Annotated in this window: 20 protein-coding genes; 9 read left to right on the forward strand and 11 right to left on the reverse strand. The window is 41.5% G+C overall.

Annotated features, from left to right (window positions below; genetic code table 11):
* Nucleotides 1–73 precede the first annotated feature (73 nt).
* Both L1264_RS10750 and L1264_RS10755 read left to right on the forward strand, forming a co-directional pair.
* Nucleotides 74–799 carry a hypothetical protein gene (locus tag L1264_RS10750; RefSeq protein ID WP_199527618.1) on the forward strand — a complete coding sequence of 242 codons (726 nt, stop codon included), beginning with the start codon at nucleotides 74–76 and terminating at the stop codon, nucleotides 797–799.
* A 64-nt stretch (nucleotides 800–863) separates the two neighbouring features.
* A complete protein-coding gene (locus tag L1264_RS10755) occupies nucleotides 864–1,178 on the forward strand; it encodes a hypothetical protein (RefSeq protein ID WP_199527619.1) in 315 nt (104 codons plus the stop codon).
* A 60-nt stretch (nucleotides 1,179–1,238) separates the two neighbouring features.
* On the opposite strand, the gene L1264_RS10760 is transcribed toward L1264_RS10755, so the two are convergent.
* Complete coding sequence (locus L1264_RS10760; protein WP_199527620.1) at nucleotides 1,239–2,879, reverse strand: endonuclease; 1,641 nt, start codon at nucleotides 2,877–2,879, stop codon at nucleotides 1,239–1,241.
* A gap of 347 nt (nucleotides 2,880–3,226) precedes the next feature.
* On the opposite strand from L1264_RS10760, the gene L1264_RS10765 reads away from it, so the two are divergent.
* From L1264_RS10765 to L1264_RS10785, 5 genes are all read left to right on the forward strand, one after another.
* Nucleotides 3,227–5,041 carry an assimilatory sulfite reductase (NADPH) flavoprotein subunit gene (locus L1264_RS10765; protein WP_199527621.1) on the forward strand — a complete coding sequence of 605 codons (1,815 nt, stop codon included), beginning with the start codon at nucleotides 3,227–3,229 and terminating at the stop codon, nucleotides 5,039–5,041.
* 48 nt (nucleotides 5,042–5,089) lie between these two features.
* Nucleotides 5,090–6,787: an assimilatory sulfite reductase (NADPH) hemoprotein subunit gene (gene cysI, locus L1264_RS10770; RefSeq protein ID WP_199527622.1), complete on the forward strand. Its 1,698-nt coding sequence runs from the start codon at nucleotides 5,090–5,092 to the stop codon at nucleotides 6,785–6,787.
* Nucleotides 6,788–6,825: 38 nt separating this feature from the next.
* Nucleotides 6,826–7,566: a phosphoadenylyl-sulfate reductase gene (locus L1264_RS10775; RefSeq protein ID WP_135923218.1), complete on the forward strand. Its 741-nt coding sequence runs from the start codon at nucleotides 6,826–6,828 to the stop codon at nucleotides 7,564–7,566.
* A gap of 100 nt (nucleotides 7,567–7,666) precedes the next feature.
* On the forward strand, nucleotides 7,667–8,395 hold the full coding sequence (locus L1264_RS10780; RefSeq protein ID WP_199527623.1) for a substrate-binding periplasmic protein: 729 nt from the start codon (nucleotides 7,667–7,669) through the stop codon (nucleotides 8,393–8,395).
* Between the two features lie 15 nt (nucleotides 8,396–8,410).
* Nucleotides 8,411–8,950 carry a DUF4124 domain-containing protein gene (locus L1264_RS10785; protein ID WP_199527624.1) on the forward strand — a complete coding sequence of 180 codons (540 nt, stop codon included), beginning with the start codon at nucleotides 8,411–8,413 and terminating at the stop codon, nucleotides 8,948–8,950.
* Here L1264_RS10785 and L1264_RS10790 read toward each other — a convergent pair.
* From L1264_RS10790 to L1264_RS10810, 5 genes are all read right to left on the reverse strand, one after another.
* Complete coding sequence (locus L1264_RS10790) at nucleotides 8,947–9,192, reverse strand: hypothetical protein (protein WP_054552382.1); 246 nt, start codon at nucleotides 9,190–9,192, stop codon at nucleotides 8,947–8,949. The genes L1264_RS10785 and L1264_RS10790 overlap by 4 nt on opposite strands.
* 81 nt (nucleotides 9,193–9,273) lie before the next feature.
* Nucleotides 9,274–10,161, reverse strand: coding sequence for a hypothetical protein (locus tag L1264_RS10795; protein ID WP_199527625.1), 888 nt, complete (start codon nucleotides 10,159–10,161; stop codon nucleotides 9,274–9,276).
* Nucleotides 10,162–10,511: 350 nt separating this feature from the next.
* Nucleotides 10,512–13,262, reverse strand: coding sequence for an aconitate hydratase AcnA (gene acnA, locus L1264_RS10800; protein WP_138556659.1), 2,751 nt, complete (start codon nucleotides 13,260–13,262; stop codon nucleotides 10,512–10,514).
* 214 nt (nucleotides 13,263–13,476) lie between these two features.
* Complete coding sequence (locus L1264_RS10805) at nucleotides 13,477–13,896, reverse strand: hypothetical protein (RefSeq protein WP_135923223.1); 420 nt, start codon at nucleotides 13,894–13,896, stop codon at nucleotides 13,477–13,479.
* Between the two features lie 70 nt (nucleotides 13,897–13,966).
* Nucleotides 13,967–14,341: an RNA-binding S4 domain-containing protein gene (locus L1264_RS10810; RefSeq protein WP_199527666.1), complete on the reverse strand. Its 375-nt coding sequence runs from the start codon at nucleotides 14,339–14,341 to the stop codon at nucleotides 13,967–13,969.
* A 238-nt stretch (nucleotides 14,342–14,579) separates the two neighbouring features.
* On the opposite strand from L1264_RS10810, the gene L1264_RS10815 reads away from it, so the two are divergent.
* Together L1264_RS10815 and L1264_RS10820 are read left to right on the forward strand one after the other, a co-directional pair.
* Entirely contained in the window at nucleotides 14,580–14,867 is a 288-nt protein-coding gene (locus L1264_RS10815; protein WP_199527626.1) for a hypothetical protein, read from the forward strand.
* A 57-nt stretch (nucleotides 14,868–14,924) separates the two neighbouring features.
* On the forward strand, nucleotides 14,925–15,587 hold the full coding sequence (locus tag L1264_RS10820) for a hypothetical protein (protein WP_199527627.1): 663 nt from the start codon (nucleotides 14,925–14,927) through the stop codon (nucleotides 15,585–15,587).
* Here L1264_RS10820 and L1264_RS10825 read toward each other — a convergent pair.
* From L1264_RS10825 to glnA, 5 genes are all read right to left on the reverse strand, one after another.
* On the reverse strand, nucleotides 15,584–16,042 hold the full coding sequence (locus L1264_RS10825; protein WP_135923226.1) for a Crp/Fnr family transcriptional regulator: 459 nt from the start codon (nucleotides 16,040–16,042) through the stop codon (nucleotides 15,584–15,586). The two genes, L1264_RS10820 and L1264_RS10825, sit on opposite strands and share 4 nt — an antisense overlap.
* 25 nt (nucleotides 16,043–16,067) lie before the next feature.
* Nucleotides 16,068–17,453 carry a nitrogen regulation protein NR(I) gene (gene ntrC, locus L1264_RS10830; RefSeq protein ID WP_135923227.1) on the reverse strand — a complete coding sequence of 462 codons (1,386 nt, stop codon included), beginning with the start codon at nucleotides 17,451–17,453 and terminating at the stop codon, nucleotides 16,068–16,070.
* A gap of 18 nt (nucleotides 17,454–17,471) precedes the next feature.
* A complete protein-coding gene (glnL, locus tag L1264_RS10835; RefSeq protein WP_135923228.1) occupies nucleotides 17,472–18,542 on the reverse strand; it encodes a nitrogen regulation protein NR(II) in 1,071 nt (356 codons plus the stop codon).
* A gap of 86 nt (nucleotides 18,543–18,628) precedes the next feature.
* Nucleotides 18,629–19,144, reverse strand: coding sequence for a DUF4124 domain-containing protein (locus tag L1264_RS10840; RefSeq protein ID WP_135923229.1), 516 nt, complete (start codon nucleotides 19,142–19,144; stop codon nucleotides 18,629–18,631).
* Nucleotides 19,145–19,278: 134 nt separating this feature from the next.
* Nucleotides 19,279–20,685, reverse strand: coding sequence for a glutamate--ammonia ligase (gene glnA, locus L1264_RS10845; protein WP_135923230.1), 1,407 nt, complete (start codon nucleotides 20,683–20,685; stop codon nucleotides 19,279–19,281).
* Nucleotides 20,686–20,815: the final 130 nt, after the last annotated feature.

Below are 20,815 nucleotides of genomic sequence, written 5' to 3' on the forward strand. Positions count from 1 at the left end.
GCTAAAACGCCACTTTTTCTTATGAACTAATTCATTCATTTAACACTCTTAAAAATAAAAATGAGGCGTTTGGGTGCTAAAAGGGACTTACAAAGCATGGATCATCTCGATTACGCTACATGCTGTGCTTTTGTTGTTATTTGCTCAATATGGAAAGTTTGTGAAACTACCAGTAGCAGCCACAGAGCCGCCAAAAGTAATCAACGCGTATGTGAGTGTCGATTTAACTACCTTACCTAGTTTTCAGAAAGCCCAAAACAAACCTTTACCGGAGCAGCCGCAAGCAATGCCTGATGAGGCTAAGCCTTTGCCAGAAATAGAAGAAGCTTCTCATAGTGGTTCAGGGCAGAGTAACGGTGTTGAGGTCGTTGAGCACTCAGTTAATGGGCCCAAAGAAGCAACCACTAAGATCGTTAAGTCTAATCAAGCATCTGATAGTTCAAAAACAACCGAAGCACCCTTTAAAAAGCTCAACCCGTATGCGCCAATCCCACAGCTTAAATTTGAAAATAGAGCGACTAGTGCATCAGCATTTGGGCAAGTTGAAGCTACGAATAATAATTTGCCTACAGGCAGGGTAACAGTGCCCGAACAACTAACCGTGTCAGATAAGGCAACCGTCATTTGGCAAAGTGGAGATGGTAGCAAGCGTATCGAGGTGCTAAATGGTATGTGTTATGGCATAAATTTCAATTCGGTGTTTGGTAAATCTGGGGTGCCAAGTGGATCGCCAAGACCCTGCGAAGACAAAGACGCTAAGTTATTTAAAGAAATAATGAATAAATGGAGTAATAAATAATAAAACACTTTACCTCAACTTAACTTGAGATTTTAAAGTAGCGTTTTTTGTAATGGATAACGCTATGAACTCACTAGAAAACTATTTATTAAGCTTACAGATTAATTGCTATCAAGCGTCAGCGATTCAAATTTCTCAAGTACAAACGCGTATTTGGCAGTCATTACAAAATAATTCTGGTTATGCACATAGCGTAATCGAAGAGTTTGATTTGAATGGACAGCCTAGCCATTACCAGCATGCAGCCCTATTTACACTGGTTTTATTGCAGCTTGGCTATAAAATAAAGCCAACGCCAGAAAACGCTTTATCGGTAAGGCATAACCATTTGTTACATGACATTCGTCTTGTCGAGCAGTTAAACGCTAGTGGGGCTTAAGTCATCTTGTATCGTATAAAAAGGCACTTAGCCGAAACTAAGTGCCTTGGCTTAACGAAGTTACCAAATCATTTCTACAAATTCTGGATGATCCACAAATGGGTTGCGGTTACCTTGATGTTCATAAGCTGCTTGGTTACGGTCAAGCTCTAATTGGCTAACAGGATCCTCGTTATGCCATTTTAATAACATAGCAACGACCCAGTTCTCAAATACCTGATTAGATGAACCATTCAATACAGCGTTACTGTAGGTTGTGTTGTTTTGCCACGAGCCAATTACGTTTTCATAGCGTGTTGCCATGTAGAAATAGGCTCTTGCAAAGTCACCTTTAAATTCATCAATAGGTTCAAATACCGTTCCTGAGTAATTTAATGAGCTAGCTGCACTGCCTAACTTACTGCCGTTGCTAGAGGTATAGCTTGCACTACCAACTTCACCAAATGGGTAGTTACTACGTTTTGAATTTACATAACCATCAGTAGCAAAAATGTGATGTACGTCTGAATTCATTGGCTCAACTGTACCGCCAAACCAACTTTTCGGGAAAGAATGCTCACGGTTGTAGCAATCTGCTTCGCTGTTGTATGTCCCACATTGATCGCTCACAGCAACATAGTTGTAACTGTCTTGGCCTGCAGGGTTTTCTGAATAACGGTCTAAAATAGAGTTGTCGTTTTCAAAATACTTATCGCGTGAGGCAACATCGTAAAAACTCCAAATAGCTGAATAGCCTTGTGAGTTGTGATCTTTAATGATGTTGTATAACTCTGTTTTCAGTGCATAACCACTAAGGCCTTGCGTTGTAACATAGTATCCCGCTGGCTCTGTTGGTGTTGTACCACCACCGTCACCGCCGCCTGAGTTATCACCCAAAGTAAACGGCGTAGCTTCCGAGCTTTGGAAGCTTGCACCACTGGCAAGTACTGTTTGACCTAAAGAAAGATTGTAACTGCCATTGCCGAATGAACAGCATATGCCATCACCATAGCTATCAAAAATAGTAAAGGTATAGTCACCATCAGTTAAACATGCTTGCTCACTGTACTGAGTATTTGCAGCATAGCTGCCGCCTGATGCTACTGTGCTACCTTGGCTATTAGTGATATGCCAGCTGGTTTCTTCACCATAGTTATCGGTAGTGAGGGTTAAAGATACTTGGTTATCGGCGCAGCTGCCCGAAGGTGGTGGTGTTGAGCCCGTGCTTGGTGCAAAGTTATCAACATAAACCACTTCGCTGCCATCAAAGCCTGTTACATCGTAAAAGCGCAGGCCAACACTAATTGAGGTAGTCGCAGAAGCTGTATACTGATAGCTGATTTGTTGCCATTGATTCGTTAATGCTGAATTAGAGTAACCTTGATAGCCATCAACCACTAAGCGAGCTTTTACGCCGCCTTCAGTATGATAAACCCAAGCAGAAAACTCATAGCTTTCACCGGCCACCACATCAACTAATTGCTGTAAATCGGTATTACTTTGCGTGCCAGTATTAACCACAACTTGCGCTGAGTAATTACCTGAGTAAACCACATTACTATTAGCGCTAAGACTAATACCGCTATCTATGGTGCTCCAGCTTGCAGGAGTGTTTGCTGACCAGTTTTCGAAGTCGGCATTATTAACATTTGCCAATGCTGAACTCGCTAAACACAGTAGACTACTGGCTAGCATGTATTTTTTACATGTCCCGTGTGACATCGTTGTTTCCTTTTTATATTTTAATAGTTTTTGCTGTTCTCAAAATGAACACAGCGAGTATAGGCTAATCGGCTTATGTTGCAATAATGTTAATTAATAAAAGTTTCTTATTGGGTAATTTTTGCTTTTAACATGTTTTTTTTGGATAAATACTAAATTAATAACTAAATGGAATATCAAAGCAGATTCTATTCTTTTTTAATCGCCTCAGACCCCGTTATTCTTCACGCTCAGATAAACCTTTAAAGCATTTTTGTTTAGTCTTTAAAGTCGAAAAAATTGTTCGCGAAATGACGGTAGTAAGTTCGTTTCGCAGTTAACTTTTCAGGGTTACGAGGAATAAATTCATGTTGTTAAGTCAACTAAATGCAGCGGCGAGCCCGCTATCGCAAGAGCAAGTACAAAAGCTGCAAGGCTTAGTGGCTGAACTTAATCCAATTCAGCAAGCGTGGGTAAGTGGTTACTTAGCTGCTAACGCAAATGCAGGTGCATTAACTGGTGGTGTTGCTGCCGCTCCTGCTGCGGGTGATGCTGCACCACTGACTATTTTATACGGCTCGCAAACGGGTAACGCTAAAGGCGTGGCGAGCAAGTTAAAAGAGCAAGCAGAGTCGCGCGGTCTATCGGTTAAGCTAGTCAACATGGCTGACTACAAACCAACAGCCCTGAAAAAAGAAAAGTTTATCACGGTTGTTGTTTCAACCTACGGTGAGGGTGAGCCACCAGAAGATGCTGAAAGCCTCCATGAATTTTTAACGACTAAAAAAGCACCAAAGCTAGATGGTGTTAAAGTGGCTGTGATTGGCTTAGGTGACTCAAGCTACGAATTCTTCTGCCAAACAGCAAAAGATTTCGAAGAGCGTTTTAACAAGCTTGGCGCAGAAACTATTTTCCAGCGTGCTGACCTAGATGTTGATTACGATGATGAAGCAGCTAAGTGGATTGATGGTGCACTTGATGCGTTTGAACCAGATCTTAAAGCGCAGCAACAAGCAAGTGGTGGTCAAGTTGTGGCTATGCCATTTGGTGCAGCAGCGCCAGCAGCAAGCCAATACACCAAGCAAAACCCATTTGCTGCAGAGCTAAGTGTTGTGCAAAAAATTACCGGTCGTGACTCAACTAAAGATGTGCGTCATGTTGAAATCTCATTAGAAGGTTCAGACATCACCTATACACCGGGTGATTCGCTGGGCGTTTACTTCTTGAATGATGAAGTACTTGTTGATGAAGTCCTTGCGCTTACCCAAATTGATGCATCTAGCACGGTTAAACTAGGCGACGAAGAACTAAGTGTTCGTGATGCATTAATCGAAAAATTAGAGTTAACCCAGTCATACCCAGGTTTTGTTGAAAAATATGCAACAGCAACTGGCAACCCTGAATTATTAAAGTTAGTTGAAGATAAAGCGGCAATGCGTGAGTACATCGAACCTCGCCAAATCTTCGATATTATTCGTCAAAACCCAGCTCAACTAGAAGCGCAAACCTTAGTAGACTGCTTACGTAAACTACAAGCGCGTTTATATTCGATTGCATCTAGCCAAGCTGAAGTTGAAGATGAAGTTCACTTAACTGTGGGTCTGGTTGAGTTTGATGCATTTGGTAGCGAGCACTTAGGTGGGTGTTCTGGCTATTTAGCGCGTCGTGCTGAAGAAGGTTGCAAAGTAAAAGTATTCAGTGAGCATAACGATAATTTCCGTTTACCGGCTAATGATGAAACGCCAATTATTATGGTAGGTCCGGGTACGGGTATTGCCCCATTCCGTGCGTTTTTACAAGAGCGTGATGTTCGTGAAGCAAGTGGTAAAAACTGGTTATTCTTTGGTAACCCACACTTTACTCAAGACTTCTTATATCAAGTTGAAATTCAAGGTTACTTGAAGTCAGGTTTACTGACTAAAGTGGATGTGGCATTTAGCCGTGACCAAGCGGAAAAAGTATATGTTCAAGACAAACTTCGCAAAAACAGCCAAGAAGTATTTGCTTGGTTAGAAGCGGGTGCTCATTTCTATATATGTGGTGATGCAAACCGTATGGCGAAAGATGTTCATCAGGCGCTTGTAGACATTATCAAAGAAAATAGCGGCAAAGATGATGAACAAGCTGAGCAATATTTAAAAGATTTACGTAGCGCAAATCGCTATCAGAAAGACGTGTACTAATCACGTTTAAAGCTAACAGCCGTCACTGTAACAAATTTAGGAAATACCATGAGCGAACAAGACAAAAACGTAAAGCTTTCTGATAACGAGCGTTTGAAAAGAGAAAGTAATTTTTTACGTGGCACAATTGAGCAAGATTTAAAAGACGAGATCACCGGTGGTTTCACTGCTGATAACTTCCAACTGATCCGTTTCCACGGCATGTACCAGCAAGATGACCGTGACATTCGCCCTGAACGCGCTAAACAAAAATTAGAGCCGTTACATAACGTTATGCTACGTGCTCGTATGCCTGGCGGTATCATCAAGCCAGAGCAATGGTTAGCGATTGATAAGTTTGCTGAAGAGAAAACCAGCTATGGCAGTATTCGTTTAACCACGCGTCAAACTTTCCAGTTCCATGGTGTGCTTAAGCCAAATATTAAAGGCATGCACCAAATGCTTAATAGCGTGGGTATTGACTCAATTGCAACGGCGGGCGATGTAAACCGAAACGTATTATGTACGACTAACCCTGTTGAGTCCGAGCTTCACCAAGAAGCTTACGAGTGGGCTGCGAAGATCTCAGAGCACCTATTACCAAAAACCAAAGCATACGCTGAAATTTGGTTAGATGGTGAAAAGAGTGAAACCACTGAAGAGCCAATTTTAGGTTCAACTTATTTACCGCGTAAGTTTAAAACCACAGTAACAATTCCACCGAATAATGAAGTGGATGTGCATGCGAACGACCTAAACTTCGTGGCAATTGCAGAAAATGGCAAGTTAGTTGGTTTTAACGTGTTAGTGGGTGGTGGTCTTGCGATGACTCACGGTGATACCGCAACGTATCCTCGTAAAGCGGATGACTTTGGTTTCATTCCACTTGAGCACACCTTGAAAATTGCTGAACACGTGGTGTCTGTACAACGTGATTGGGGTAACCGCTCAAACCGTAAAAATGCAAAAACTAAGTACACACTTGACCGTGTAGGTTCTGATGTATTTAAAGCTGAAGTTGAAAAACGTGCTGGTGTTAAATTTGAACAGAGCCGCCCGTATGAGTTCACTCACCGTGGTGACCGTATCGGTTGGGTTGAAGGTATTGATGGTAAGCACCACTTAACGCTGTTTATTCAAAGTGGCCGTATTTTAGATTACCCAGATAAACCGCTAAAAACAGGCTGTCGTAAAATTGCTGAAATTCACCAAGGTGATTTCCGCATGACGGCAAACCAAAACTTGATCATCGCAGGTGTTCCGGCTGACCAAAAAGCGGTAATCGAAGAGATCGCTCGTAACCATGGCCTAATTGATGACAGCCATACAGAGCAGCGTAAAAACTCAATGGCGTGTGTGGCATTACCAACGTGTCCGTTAGCGATGGCAGAAGCTGAGCGTTATTTACCAAGCTTAATTGAGAAAACAGAAGCGCTATTAGCGAAACATGGTATTGGCGATGACAACATCATTATGCGTGTTGTGGGTTGTCCGAATGGCTGTGGCCGCGCAATGTTGGCAGAAGCGGGTCTGGTTGGTAAAGGTCCAGGAAAATACAACGTGTACTTAGGTGGTAACCGTGAAGGCACGCGTATTCCAAAACTGTATTTAGAAAATGTTGGCGAAGACGTATACCTAGACGCATTCGATAAGCTAATTGGCCAATGGGCAAGTGAGCGTAATGAAGGCGAGTGTTTTGGTGATTTTGTAATTCGCAAAGGCATTGTTGCTGAAGTTAAAGTTTCAGTAACTGATTTTCACGCATAATTTTATAAGCGACACCGCTTTAAGGTTTGGAATTAACCATGAGTGAATTTAAAAACATCTTAACGATGAGCAAAGAAGACCAAACAGCCATGCTGGCTGATATAAATGGTCTTCTGGCTGATAAAAGCGCTGAAGAGCGTGTTGCTTGGGCGCTTGAAAACTTACCAAGCACGCACTTTTTGTCGTCGAGTTTTGGTATTCAAGCGGCGGTGATGTTGCACTTAGTGACATCACAGCAGCCAGATATTCCGGTGGTGCTGACAGATACCGGTTATTTGTTTCCTGAAACCTATCAATTCATCGAGCAAATGACGGAGCGACTATCGCTTAATCTTAAAGTTTATAAAGCTGAGCTTAGCCCTGCGTGGCAAGAAGCGAAGTTTGGTAAGCTTTGGGAGCAAGGTGAAGAAGGCATTAAGCAGTACAATCAACTGAATAAAGTTGAGCCAATGACTCGTGCCTTAAACGAGCTGGATGCAGGTACTTGGTTTAGTGGCTTGCGTCGCGATCAGTCATCTAGCCGAGCTGATAAGCAAATTGTTGAAATCAGCCGAGGTACTGTGAAAGTGTATCCGCTTATTGAGTGGAACAACCGTGACATCTATCAGTATCTAACTAAACATGATTTACCTTATCACCCACTTTGGGAGCAAGGTTATGTGTCGATGGGCGATGTTCACACAACACGTAAACTTGAACCGGGCATGACAGAAGAAGAGACGCGTTTCTTTGGTTTAAACCGTGAATGTGGCTTACATATTGACGGTGATGGTATCTAATCCTAAATTCCTATCAGAATTTTCGTAAAGCGTAACCAAGGTTGCGCTTTTTTTGTTCTATTTATATACAATCTCAGGCTTAATTCTGTGAGAGAAAATTATGAGTCGTGTTGTTGTATTTTTATTTTTATTATTTATTGCTCCTTTAGTACGAGCTGAAACGCTGCGTGTTGCACTCTATGACACAGATTACCCTCCTTATCATTTTGCGAGTGAGAAACAAAAAGGCTTAGTTGATGAGCTACTTGAACGTTTCGCTGAAAAGTACAAAGTGCAAATTAGTTATATTCTCGTACCTGAAGTGCGCTCTCAGCATTTACTGGATGAGGGAAAGGTTGATGTGAGGTTGGAGTCTGAGCAGTGGTACAGAGGCAAAAATCACTATTATTGGAGTGATATGATTGCTGTTGTCGAAGACGTACTGGTGATGCCAAATGGTTGTCATATCCCACCACTTGATAAACTGAATGGTTTTGCTGTACTGACGCGATTTGGCTATACCTATCCGCAATTTGAAGCTTTGTTTGCTTCAGGAAAAGTACACCGAGAAGACTTCTATTCTGAATTAGACATGTTGAATGCTTTACTTGATCAAAAACAAAATCAACGTGTTGCCGTCATCGCAAAAAATACCTTGCAATGGTATGCCGCACAAGATGATGCCTTTAAAAAGTTTACTGTTAGCGACTACAACGTGGGCAAAGCGCCGATGCAACTACAGTTCATTTATAATGAAAAAGGTAAGCGCATGAGCGAAAAATTTAATGACTTTATGAAAAGTCTTAAATCATCGGGGGAATTTGCTAAGATTGTGAGTAACTACCAATAATGTGTAAATGGAATTATGAAACGCTTTTGTTATTTTGCTGTGATGCTGCTCTTAACCAGTGTTGCGCTGCTGTTTTACATTAAAAAGCCAGACGGTAAACCTTACCTAGAGCTGGGCATGTTTGAGCGTTATTCAGAAAAAGTCAGTGATGATGTGAGTGATTTTGCTTCGCAAGGAGCCGATACGCTTACTAGCCAAGCTAAAAAGCTCACTGAGAAGTTGAGCTTGAGCAAAGACGTTAATACACCTGTTGTTGTGTATAAATGGCAAGATGAACAAGGGCAGTGGCACTATGCTGATACACCCCATCCTAATTATTTTAGTATCGCGGTAAGTTTAGATCCGAACGATATAACTGTGTTGCCTGCAGAGACATTTCAAGCAGATGAGAAGCAAGCAGCAACAGTTAAAGCTGACGAAACACCTTCAACGCTTGGGGTATACGACCCTAAAAACGTACAAAAAATGATGCAAGACGCTGAGCAAGCAAAACAGCTTATGGAACAACGTAACAAGCAACTTGAACAGCAGCTCAAAAAGCAAGGTGGAAATTAACTTTGTTTGTTTTGCGCTGTGAGGTCGCTTTCCATTTTCATCAGTAAAATAGTGAGATAAATTTTGGTGGGTAGTGAGAATAGCACACCAACAGCAATACACGCTGCGCTGATCATAATGCCATGTATACCCATGCTATCACTTAAGTAATTACCGGCTAATAAAGAGTGCCCCAATATAATTAGGCAAATACCTAAAATGATAAAGGTTTTTAAGATTCGAATGATGGTTTGTTCAGTCATACAAGCACCTCACTTTAGCCTTAATTAAAGTGTAGGTGCTGTTGTAATTAATAGGATTGTTCTAAATCAAGCAACTGTCGGTTATTTGTCCAATTTTACTGGGCCGTTGATGTTATCGATACTTAAATCACCAGAACCCGCTTCGATAATTGTCAGACCAAGTGTGTCATCCACATAAATGCTGCCAGAGCCATCGGTAATGGTAACCAGCCCTTTGATTTGTCTTACATCTATATCACCAGAGCCATCTTCGATAGTGAGCGCACCAGCCAATGTTTTAATGCTGATACTACCTGATTCATCAATAATACGTGCAGGGCCTTGGCTGTTTTCGATGCGGATATCACCAGAGTCATCTTCAATATCGATACTACCTTGGCCTTGGTCAATCATAATTGAGCCAGAGTCGTCTTCAATATTGATATTGCCGCTGACATTGCTAATGCGAATATCGCCGGAGTCATCATCTATGTTGATATTTCTGCCTTGTTCAATAATGATTGAGCCAGAATCATCATCAATGCTGATATCGTTTTGCATCGCACGTATCACGATATCACCTGAGTCATCATCGATCTCTAGTTTGAGGTTGCTAGGCACAGAGACAATTAAATCAATATGAGGGGATGAGCCACTGTAAAACGACAAGCTACCATTATTGAGCTTGCTGATAAGCTCAGCCGTGTCGCCGTGTTTTTCGAGGGTTAGTGTATAGGTTTCATCGCCTTTAGCCGCATAGATATTAGCATTCACTGTGATAGCCGTGGCGTTGCTGTCGCCTTTGATGATCAATGAGCCTGCTTCGGCATCAATTTTTAATGCGCTGATATTTGCAGCCGACACGCTTAAGTCTTGTTGTTTTTGTTCTGCGATTTGACCCGGAGAGACATGAATAACACAGCCTGTTAATAATAAACTTGATGAGATGGCCGTTGCGCAAATTGCGCGTTTGAATGATGCAATAGTCATATGGATTCCAAAATTATTATGGTTGTTATCTGGTTAGCATTTGCAAACTATGGTCCAATTTTAACATGCTGATTTTTATGTGCTTTTCATTTTTTGTAAATAAGTGTGTTGCTCTAAACTGCAATTTATACCAATTCGCTTAATTAAGTGGTCTATTTTGAGGCAATAAAACCTCGTTGGTAACAAGGCAAAAATTTCGTTATTTAGTTGTTCTAAATCAGAAATTTTTAACGCAGGTAGCGACAGGTTTAATCCCTCAAAATGATTAAGTATTATTGCGGATTGGTATTGTTAGTGATTTAAACAAAAAAGGGGCTGAAAATTCAGCCCCTTCGTCAACTTAAAAATGATTACTGCTCAGCCAGCATATTACGAAGTACATACTGTAAAATACCGCCGTGTTTGTAGTAATCCCATTCTTTAGGAGTATCTATGCGCACATCAACACTAAAGCTAATTTGTTTGCCTTCACTGTTAGTGGCAATCACACTGACTTCATTGGTTTTGTCGTATAAGCCCTCAAAGTCGAATGACTCTTGGCCTGTAAGGCCCAGTGACTCATAGCTTTCACCTTCTTTAAATTGTAGGGGTAAAACACCCATACCAATCAGGTTTGAACGGTGAATACGCTCATAGCTTTGTGCAATAACAGCTTTAACACCAAGCAGAAGTGAACCTTTAGCAGCCCAGTCACGTGATGAGCCAGTGCCATATTCTGCGCCCGCTAAAATAATCAGAGGTGTGCCGTCTTGCTGGTACTGCATTGCTGCATCATAAATACTGGCAAGTTCATCACTTGGTTGTATACGGGTAACACCGCCTTCAGTGCCCGGCGCTAGTAGGTTGCGTAAACGCACATTAGCAAAGGTACCGCGCATCATCACTTCGTGATTACCACGGCGTGATCCATAAGAGTTAAATTGTGCTTTTTGTACACCGTGATCTTGTAAGTAAAGACCTGCAGGAGCATCAGCTTTAATCGCACCTGCTGGCGAAATGTGGTCGGTTGTAACTGAGTCACCTAATTTTGCTAAACAGCGTGCACCACTAATGCTTGGAATTCCTGGAGGCTCAATTTCCATACCATCAAAGAATGGCGCTTTTTTGATGTAGGTTGACGCATCATCCCAATCATATAGTTTGCCATCAGGAATTTGAATTTTCTGCCAACGATCATCGCCTTGATACACATTGCCATAGCTTGATGCGAACATTTCTTTAGTCACTGTTTCACGGACAAGGTCGTTAACTTCGCTAACACTTGGCCAGATATTTTTCAGGTAAATGTCATTACCATTCGGATCTTGCGCTAATGGCTCGTTATATACATCAATATCTGTGCGACCTGCAATAGCGTAAGCAACAACGAGTGGCGGTGAGGCTAAGAAGTTCATTTTCACATCTTGGTGTATACGACCTTCAAAGTTACGGTTACCCGATAAAATAGAGCTTACGACCAGTTTATGCTTTTGAATTGCTTCACTGATCTCATCGGCCAGCGGGCCTGAGTTACCTATACAGGTTGTACAACCATAACCGACAAGGTTAAAGCCTAACGCATCTAAATCATCCATTAAGTCGGCTTTTTTCAAGTAATCAGTCACCACTTGTGAGCCTGGAGCGAGTGAAGTTTTAACCCAAGGTTTAACCTTTAAGCCTAATTGTTTTGCTTTCTTCGCAACTAATCCAGCAGCTAGAATTACACTTGGGTTTGAGGTGTTTGTACAACTTGTGATTGCAGCAATCACACAAGCGCCGTCTTTAAGCTCAAACTCCTCGCCTTTAAAGTTAACCTTGGCAGCACCCATATATTGGGCTTCGTTTACCTGATCATCTGGGTTAGTTGTTGGACCTTCATCTTCAATGCGGGCTTCTTGAACATCGCTTTTATCACGTTGTTGCATGCGCTCTTCTTGAAAGCCACGAAGGTGTTCACCGATAATGCTACCAGCTTTATCAAGGGCGATTCTATCTTGCGGGCGTTTAGGACCTGCAAGGCTTGGCACGACATCATCAAGTGATAATTCAAGCGTATCTGTGTAGTGAGCTTCATCGCCAGGGTTACGCCATAAGCCTTGGTGCTTAGCATAGTCCTCAATAAGCTTAAGTTGCTCCTCATCACGGTTAGTTAAACGTAGGTAGTTAATAGTTTCGTCGTCAATCGGGAAAATACCGCAAGTTGCACCATACTCAGGCGCCATATTGGCGATTGTCGCGCGGTCAGCAAGTGGTAAATCAGCAAGACCATCACCATAAAATTCAACAAATTTTCCAACCACACCATGTTTACGCAGCATTTCTGTCACGGTTAGCACAAGGTCGGTTGCAGTTGTACCTTCAGGCAGGCGACCATTGAGCTTAAAGCCAATAACTTGAGGAATAAGTAAGCTGATTGGTTGGCCAAGCATTGCGGCTTCGGCTTCGATACCACCTACGCCCCAACCAAGTACCCCAAGACCATTGATCATAGTCGTATGTGAGTCAGTACCAACGAGGGTATCTGGGTAAGCGAGTGATTTACCGTTTTTACTATCGTTAAATACCACGCGGGCTAAATATTCTAAATTAACTTGGTGAACGATACCGGTTGCTGGTGGCACAACTTTTAGGTTATCAAAAGCGGTTTGGCCCCAACGTAAAAATTCGTAACGTTCTTTGTTGCGCTCATATTCAAGCTTCGCATTTAGATCAAATGAGCCATCTTCACCGTAGCCATCGACTTGCACTGAGTGGTCAATAACCAGCTCAGCAGGTGACAGTGGATTTATCTTTGCAGGATCACCACCGAGTTTTTCCATGGCATCGCGCATCGCCGCTAAGTCAACAATTGCAGGAACCCCTGTGAAGTCTTGCATTACTACGCGTGCAGGTGTAAAGGCAACTTCAGCAGATGGTTTAGCTTGTGGGTCCCAGTTGAGTAAGGCTTCAATGTCTTGCTTTTTAATGTTTACGCCATCTTCATTGCGCAACAGGTTTTCGAGTAATATTTTTAACGAAAATGGTAGACGTTTGGCTTTGTCGCCTAAACCTTGTAAAGAGTGAATATGGTATTGTTCACCATTAATTGTAAGCTGTTTTTGGGTATCAAAACTATTATTCATTATTTGCCCCTGTGGTTTGAGCAAGCAAAGCTCGCTTTTGTGTTTCCTTTTGAAATAGACACATTGCTATTGCAAACTTAATACCAGCTGGTAAATTTTTCTGCTGATGAAAAAATATGCTACTTAAATATAGTTGATGCCTATGTGATTTATTTCAAGTGTAAAGGGCAGATTAAAGTGTAGATATTTAAAATAGTTCTCATGAATAAGTGTGTCAATTAAGCCAGCTTTCTTGCTTACCTTTATTACTAATCAAAAGTAAGACTAAGCCAATCACAATAACGCAAAATGGCATTGCCAGTGCACTACTGCCAAACATAGCAAGGCTATCGATCACTACAAAGTTATAATATTGCTGTACTAACACAGCGATAAATGACACTAAAAAAAACTCTCTGGCTAGGGCTTTTCGAACAATTAGCATAATACTGCCAAGGCATGCTGAAAACACCGCTACAGCAAAGGCTGCAGTAGACCAAAGGGGGATGTTGCGGTATGCGTCTTGTTGATTCTCGGGTAGTAAAGCAATCATTTCAGGAGTCATTAACTGTTGCATGATAAACGCAAAAACACCTAACAGATTCCAAACAAGTGCAGCCCAAGCAAGTGGTTTAAGCCAAGCAGGAGGGGTCATAAATCACCTTTTATTGTTGTTATTATCACATTCAATTAAAGGTGATTTATGCTAACTAAGCAAGATTTAGTTAACCAAAAGAGATAGGGCGGCGGCCGGTTTTTTCGTCTACTTTTGGTTTTTTAGTGCGTTTACGTTTTGATTTTTTTGGTGCTTCTTCAGAGCTTTGTGGTTGTGCTTTTTGTACTGATTCTGGTGGGCGAGGATTTGGTGTTGCATCTTCGCTTAATGTAAGCTGGAACAACTCACCATCAAAAGCGAGCACGTCACCACTGTATAATTTTTTCCGCTTTATTGTACAAATTTCATAGTTAACCCCAACATAACCTCCACCAATTAAGGCTTTTGCTTGGCCACCTGTTTCGACTAGGTCGAGCACTTTTAGCAAGTTACATAGCTCTATTGGCTCTTCTTCTAGTTCAATTTCGATGAAATCTTCGTTCATGTTGGTCTCTCTTAATTCAGTCGCAGCCATTATAAAGCCTAGCACTCAATTGAACCAAGATTAAATTTTCAAGCTCTTCAAGCGGTTAAAATTTACAGCAATAAATAATCTGAGATTTTTACAAACAGTAAAAAAACTGCAGTATTTGCTGGCTACACTGCGCGCGTATGAAATTGGTGTACAAATTGCTAATTGCTTATCCGTTTAATATTTTTAGATTCGTTCTGGAGTAGTAGTAATGGGCGTAAGATCAGCGCTAAGAAAAGAGTTAATGGGATTACAAGATTCATCATTGCTAGCGGCAGATGATGTGCGAGCTTTGCTAACTCAAGCTATAAAGTCGCAGCCTGAAAAGTCAGAACAGGGATTTGCATTAATTTCTCGCTTTAATGATAACCATAGCCAATTGACCTCAGGTGAAGCAAATAAAGAAAAAATGCTTCAGCATCAAACTCACCGCTTATTTAAAGATATTCTCTACACTCGGCAAAGTGTTAATAATTGGCTGAAAAAGCACCTGAATTAATTGATTTATTGTTTTTCTCGCTTTAGACTACATTTGTAATCTAAAGTGAGAAAGAAAATGAAAAGGATAATTTCAGCAGCCATATTTTTAATTTTGGCAGGTTGTCAGCAACCAACAGTCTACGTATACACAGAAAATCTTGATCAACAACAGTTGCACACATTAGAGCAAGCTTTAAATAAGCAAAGCTTACCCTACGAATACACTAAGCTCCCTATTCCAAGAGACTTTGCTGATGCAACCTTAATGTTATCGAGCGATAAAATTCTCACTCATGAAACCGAGCAACTTGCAGAAATTATGCAGGGGCTGGGTTATCAAGCTGAAATTAAGTACACCACAGAGGCTAATCATTTTTACAATCAAGGCAATATAGGGTTTTACTTACGAGCAAAAAATGGCTCAACTAGTTTCACTATGCCGGCTCGAGTAATAACAACGGGTTGCGTTGAGGATGAGTTTAACGGCCTTGCGGTCAAATTTAGTGATAAACAGGCCGAGTTTAACCTAGCGAGTGGTAGACGAGTCTCATTAGACTGGGATTACTTATACGGCTATTTAGTCATTTATTATAAAAACTATTCGCAAAGTTACAGCCATTTAACGCCAGAAGTGAGTACCCCATTTGGTATGAAACCATCAGATACCTACCGTTACACAGCACGTGTAAATAAACCAGGGTGGCTTAATTGTTCATTGCAAGTTGTGTATATGGATTAGCTACGTGATTCGAGATAATTACTCAATTTCACAATTCGCTCACTCATGCCTTCGATTATGCGATCTTTAATTTTCTCGCGGATCACATTGGGCAAGCGGGTGAGTGCTTCGGGGGCGATAGCTAATAAAATAGTATCCACTCTAGCACGGGCGCTTGTGCTATGTTCCCGATTGTTAATAAAAGCACCTTCACCGATAAACTCACCTGGGTCAATAATGCCAAGCTCATGTAAATGACTTTGCTTGAACACCATCAGTGAACCACTTAGAACAATATACAAACGCTTGTCATTGTCGTACTGCTTGAAAACAGCGCGGCCTTGTTTAACCAAATATAAATGACTGAATGACTCTAATAACACTTGTCGTTCACTAAGAGTAAACTCTCTAAAGAACGACAATCTGTTAATTATTTCCATTTGTTTAATGAGTGGTATGTGTTCGATTAACTTCATTGATTCACATTGTTATGGCGATAAATTAGCTAATATTGCGCTCTTTTAACTTACGGGTCAATGTATTGCGGCCCCAACCAATTTTCACCGCGGCGTCTTGCTTGTGCCCCGCACAATTGGCTAATGCTGTTTTAATCAAGCGAGTTTCTAGCTGTGCTTGTATAGCCGGCCAGATATTTTCTTTACCTTGTTTAAGCTCAAGGTTGAGCCATTGCTGAAATGCATCCAGCCAATCACCTTCCTGTTCCACTGGAGCTGCGGCAACTATTTCGGGCGGTAAATCTTGTTCGCTGATAAGCTCACCCGGAGCCATTACAGTTAACCAGCGACAGGTGTTTTCTAGTTGGCGCACGTTACCAGGCCAATTGAATAAGCGTAGTTGCTCTGTGGCTTTAGGGCTTAGTATTTTGCTTTCAACTTGAAGCTCTTTGGCACTTTTATGTAAAAAGTGCTGTGCAAGACGTTCAATGTCTTCGGTACGTTCGCGTAGCGCAGGTAAGCGTAAACGCACAACGTTAAGACGATGGAACAAGTCATCACGAAACTTGCCTTGTTTAACTAAATCTTCGAGATTTTGGTGTGTTGCTGCGATAATACGCACATCCACTTTTATGCTTTGATGGCCACCAACTCGGTAAAATTCACCATCGGCTAATACACGTAACAAACGCGTTTGTACATCAAGTGGCATGTCACCAATTTCATCTAAAAATAAGGTACCACCATTGGCTTGTTCAAAACGACCTTTACGAATACTGTCGGCCCCTGTAAACGCGCCTTTTTCATGGCCAAACAATTCTGATTCTACTAACTCTTTTGGAATGGCAGCCATATTTAAAGCGATAAATTGGTTTTCTTTACGCGGACTATGATTGTGTAGGGCACTGGCAACAAGCTCTTTACCTGTTCCTGATTCACCATTAATTAGCACGCTCATACTTGATGCTGATAATTTACCGATCGCGCGAAACACCTCTTGCATCGCAGGCGCTTCGCCTATGATATGGGCATTCGTTTGTGGTGCTTGCTTACGCTTGGTTTTTTTTGTTGAATTAGCACGACAGGCGCTCTCTACCAGCGCAACTGCTTCATCTAGATCAAATGGTTTTGCAAGGTATTCAAATGCGCCTTTTTGGAATGCATTTACCGCTGAGTCTAAGTCTGAGTGTGCAGTCATAATGATGACTGGCAACCCAGGGTTTTGTTCGGCAATTGTTTCAAGTAATGCCATACCATCCATACCAGGCATTCTTACATCTGACACTAGAACGGTAGGCTGACTAAACTTGAGTGCGTTAAGCACATCTTGTGCATTTGCATAACTTTCTGTTTCAAATCCTGCTCGCGCCAGCGCTTTTTCTAATACAAAGCGTATTGAGGCATCATCATCAACTAACCAAACTGTTTTCATGACTACTCCAAAAAACCATTAATCCGTAAAAGGCAAATAGATATTAAATTCTGTATGGCCTGGCCAACTATCGCAGTCAATGTGTCCACCGTGTTGATCAACCAAAGTCTGTGCAATGGATAACCCTAGTCCTGAACCATTTTCTTTGTTAGTGATCATTGGATAAAACAAGGTTTCTCTTAAACTCTTATCTATTCCTGGACCATTATCTGAAATCTGGATCAGCAAGGTTTTCTTCGGTGCTTTACCAGGACGTCTATGTTGATGGTTAATACGGGTTTTTATTCTAATTTCGCCACCATCAACCAGAGCCTGCTGTGCATTGCGAATAATGTTAAGTACCACTTGTTGAATTTTACTTTGGTCAATGTACACACTCGGTATACTTGGATCATAGTCTTTCACTAAAGTGATATTAGCGCTGTTATCTAACATGCTAAGCTTAATCACTGACTCAAGAGCTTGGTGAATATTGCCATATGATTTATGTGGCAATTGGTTTGGACCAAGTAAACGGTCTACGAGCTCTCGTAATCGGTCAGCTTGCTCAATGATAAGCTCTGCACATTGATCACGCTCTTGCTGATCAACCTCGTACTGCAATAATTGCGCCGCTCCGCGTATTCCACCCAAAGGATTTTTAATTTCGTGTGCTAAACCACGAATTAAATTGCGTGCGGCTTGATATTGGTGCATTTGATTTGATGCTTGATCGTGGCGAATTTCATCATCCATTTGTCGGCACTCAAACAAAATATAATTTTCATTATTACTGTTTATTCGGCGGGTGCTAATGGTTAGCTTAGCATGGCGAGAATCGACGAACACCACGTCAGCTCTATGCTGGTGGCAGTCAACGCCATCAAACAACGAGTACTGAGCAATACGTTTTAGGTCAATGGAGTGGTAGTTAAATAAGTTATCGAATGGCTGATTAATTATACGCTTTGGACCTAAGCCTAATAGCTCACTGGCACTATCATTTGCATAAACCAGTTTAAAATCATTATCGAGCAAAATAACGGCTGTACTTAAATTTTTCCAAATACTTTCGAGTAGTTCAGAATTAAAATGTGTATCACTGAGCATGTTTGCACCATTTTAGTGCGTTGCAATTAACAGCAGCTTAGCACAATCCATTTACTTTGCATGATACCGGCTCGAAAAAAATAGTTTCAATTAAGTATCGATGCTCTGTGCATGTAGAAAGTGCTAACAGGGCTAACCGAAACGACTTTATTATTCGCATCTATAAGTTTTGCTTGTAATGTGTGTTCGCCTCGGTCGACATTTCGCAATGCAAAGGTCGTGCTATTACTCGATTTTCCGTGAGGTGTGCCATCGACTATCAGCTGTACTTTGAAGCCTGTTGCAAAACGCGGACTCACTCGTGCTGTGACGTATACTGAGCCTGTATTCTCTCGAACGGTTGCCTCATTTTCTGGTGAGGAAATCGTTATTTTAAAGTTTACAGGTGTCGCACTAGCCGGGTTATCAAGTATGCTGGTGTCGGTTTTAGGCATGGTGAGGTTTTGAGTATTGAGCTTTACTTCTTTAGCCCCAGGGCGAGGTGAGTCTGAGAACACTAAAACACCATTCTCATCTTTCCACGAGTAAATTTTTTTTACTTCACTTTGTGCGTAATTGCATACTGTAAAAAGGAGTAATACTAATAAAATCGTGTTTTTCACTCTGTGACCCTAGGTTATCTAATCTAACTAAAACTTTAGAGTAGAATTGGCCAAATTACCATCAAAAAAGCCCGCAAAGCGGGCTTGAGAACACACATTTATTATCAATCTGATAATTCTGATACGGCGTTAAATTAAACGCTGTAGTACATTTCGAACTCAACTGGGTGAGTTGTCATGTTAAGCTTTTCAACTTCTTTGCCCTTAAGTGCAATGTAAGCATCGATAAGGTCATCAGTGAATACGCCGCCAGCTTTTAAGAACTCACGGTCAGCATCTAATGAATCTAATGCTTCTTGCAGTGAAGATGCAACTTGTGGGATCTCTGCAGCTTCTTCAGCTGGAAGATCGTATAAGTCTTTATCCATTGCATCACCAGGGTGGATCTTGTTTTTGATACCGTCAAGGCCAGCCATAAGCATTGCAGAGAACGCTAAGTATGGGTTAGCTGTTGGATCAGGGAAACGTACTTCGATACGACGTGCTTTAGCAGACGGTACCACTGGGATACGGATTGAAGCAGAACGGTTACGTGCAGAGTATGCAAGCATTACTGGTGCTTCGAAGCCCGGAACTAGACGCTTGTATGAGTTAGTTGACGCGTTAGCGAATGCGTTGATTGCTTTAGCGTGCTTGATGATACCACCGATGTAGTAAAGTGCTTCTTCAGATAGACCAGCGTATTTGTCACCAGCGAAGATGTTTACGCCATCTTTACCTAGAGATTGGTGACAGTGCATACCAGAACCGTTATCACCTACGATTGGCTTAGGCATGAATGTCGCTGTTTTTCCGTATAAGTGAGCCATGTTATGGATAACATATTTCATCTCTTGGATTTCGTCAGCTTTTAATACCATTGTATTGAAGCGAGTTGCGATCTCATTTTGACCTGCAGTTGCTACTTCGTGGTGGTGAGCTTCTACTACTTGACCTAGCTCTTCAAGAACTAAACAAGTTGCTGAACGCCAGTCATGTGATGAATCAACAGGTGAACACGGGAAGTAACCGCCTTTAACACCTGGACGGTGACCCATGTTGCCACCTTCGTAATCTTTATCTGAGTTCCAAGCAGCTTCTACAGAATCGATTTTGTACATAGAACCAGACATGTCTGATTTGTATTTAACGTCATCAAAAAGGAAGAATTCTGGCTCTGGACCAAATAATACAGTATCAGCGATACCTGTAGAACGCATGTACTCTTCAGCGCGTTTTGCAACTGAACGTGGGTCACGCTCGTAACCTTGAAGTGTTGAAGGCTCAACTACGTCACAACGGATGATTAGTGTAGCTTCTTCAGAAAACGGGTCCATTTTAGCAGACTCAGGAACAGGCATAAGCACCATATCTGATTCGTTGATGCCTTTCCAACCTGCAATTGAAGAACCGTCAAACATTTTGCCGTCTTCGAAGAAATCTTCATCAATTTGGTGATGAGGAATAGAAACATGCTGTTCTTTACCTTTGGTATCAGTAAAGCGTAAATCAATGAACTTAACGTCATTTTCTTTGATAAAATCTAAAACCGATTGTGACATGTGTCCTCCAATTGTTGGGTTTTATTTTTGCTGCATTATTGCTTTTGCTCTATGTAAGCTGGTTTCATGCCATTTTTTTAAGGTGTTGTTAAGGCTGATAAAAAAGAAACCGCTTGTTGTTATGTTAACT

The organism is Pseudoalteromonas sp. APAL1, from assembly GCF_021532475.1.
Lineage (GTDB): Bacteria > Pseudomonadota > Gammaproteobacteria > Enterobacterales > Alteromonadaceae > Pseudoalteromonas > Pseudoalteromonas lipolytica_C.

Coding starts and splice junctions, on each gene's coding strand:
- acnA (WP_138556659.1), bottom strand. CDS start 13,262: ATGAATAATAGTTTTGATACCCAAAAACAGCTTACAATTAATGGTGAA.
- cysI (WP_199527622.1), top strand. CDS start 5,090: ATGAGCGAACAAGACAAAAACGTAAAGCTTTCTGATAACGAGCGTTTG.
- L1264_RS10765 (WP_199527621.1), top strand. CDS start 3,227: ATGTTGTTAAGTCAACTAAATGCAGCGGCGAGCCCGCTATCGCAAGAG.
- L1264_RS10825 (WP_135923226.1), bottom strand. CDS start 16,042: ATGAAGTTAATCGAACACATACCACTCATTAAACAAATGGAAATAATT.
- L1264_RS10785 (WP_199527624.1), top strand. CDS start 8,411: ATGAAACGCTTTTGTTATTTTGCTGTGATGCTGCTCTTAACCAGTGTT.
- ntrC (WP_135923227.1), bottom strand. CDS start 17,453: ATGAAAACAGTTTGGTTAGTTGATGATGATGCCTCAATACGCTTTGTA.
- L1264_RS10775 (WP_135923218.1), top strand. CDS start 6,826: ATGAGTGAATTTAAAAACATCTTAACGATGAGCAAAGAAGACCAAACA.
- glnL (WP_135923228.1), bottom strand. CDS start 18,542: ATGCTCAGTGATACACATTTTAATTCTGAACTACTCGAAAGTATTTGG.
- L1264_RS10810 (WP_199527666.1), bottom strand. CDS start 14,341: ATGAACGAAGATTTCATCGAAATTGAACTAGAAGAAGAGCCAATAGAG.
- L1264_RS10820 (WP_199527627.1), top strand. CDS start 14,925: ATGAAAAGGATAATTTCAGCAGCCATATTTTTAATTTTGGCAGGTTGT.
- L1264_RS10790 (WP_054552382.1), bottom strand. CDS start 9,192: ATGACTGAACAAACCATCATTCGAATCTTAAAAACCTTTATCATTTTA.
- L1264_RS10815 (WP_199527626.1), top strand. CDS start 14,580: ATGGGCGTAAGATCAGCGCTAAGAAAAGAGTTAATGGGATTACAAGAT.
- L1264_RS10755 (WP_199527619.1), top strand. CDS start 864: ATGAACTCACTAGAAAACTATTTATTAAGCTTACAGATTAATTGCTAT.
- L1264_RS10760 (WP_199527620.1), bottom strand. CDS start 2,879: ATGTCACACGGGACATGTAAAAAATACATGCTAGCCAGTAGTCTACTG.
- L1264_RS10805 (WP_135923223.1), bottom strand. CDS start 13,896: ATGACCCCTCCTGCTTGGCTTAAACCACTTGCTTGGGCTGCACTTGTT.
- glnA (WP_135923230.1), bottom strand. CDS start 20,685: ATGTCACAATCGGTTTTAGATTTTATCAAAGAAAATGACGTTAAGTTC.
- L1264_RS10795 (WP_199527625.1), bottom strand. CDS start 10,161: ATGACTATTGCATCATTCAAACGCGCAATTTGCGCAACGGCCATCTCA.
- L1264_RS10780 (WP_199527623.1), top strand. CDS start 7,667: ATGAGTCGTGTTGTTGTATTTTTATTTTTATTATTTATTGCTCCTTTA.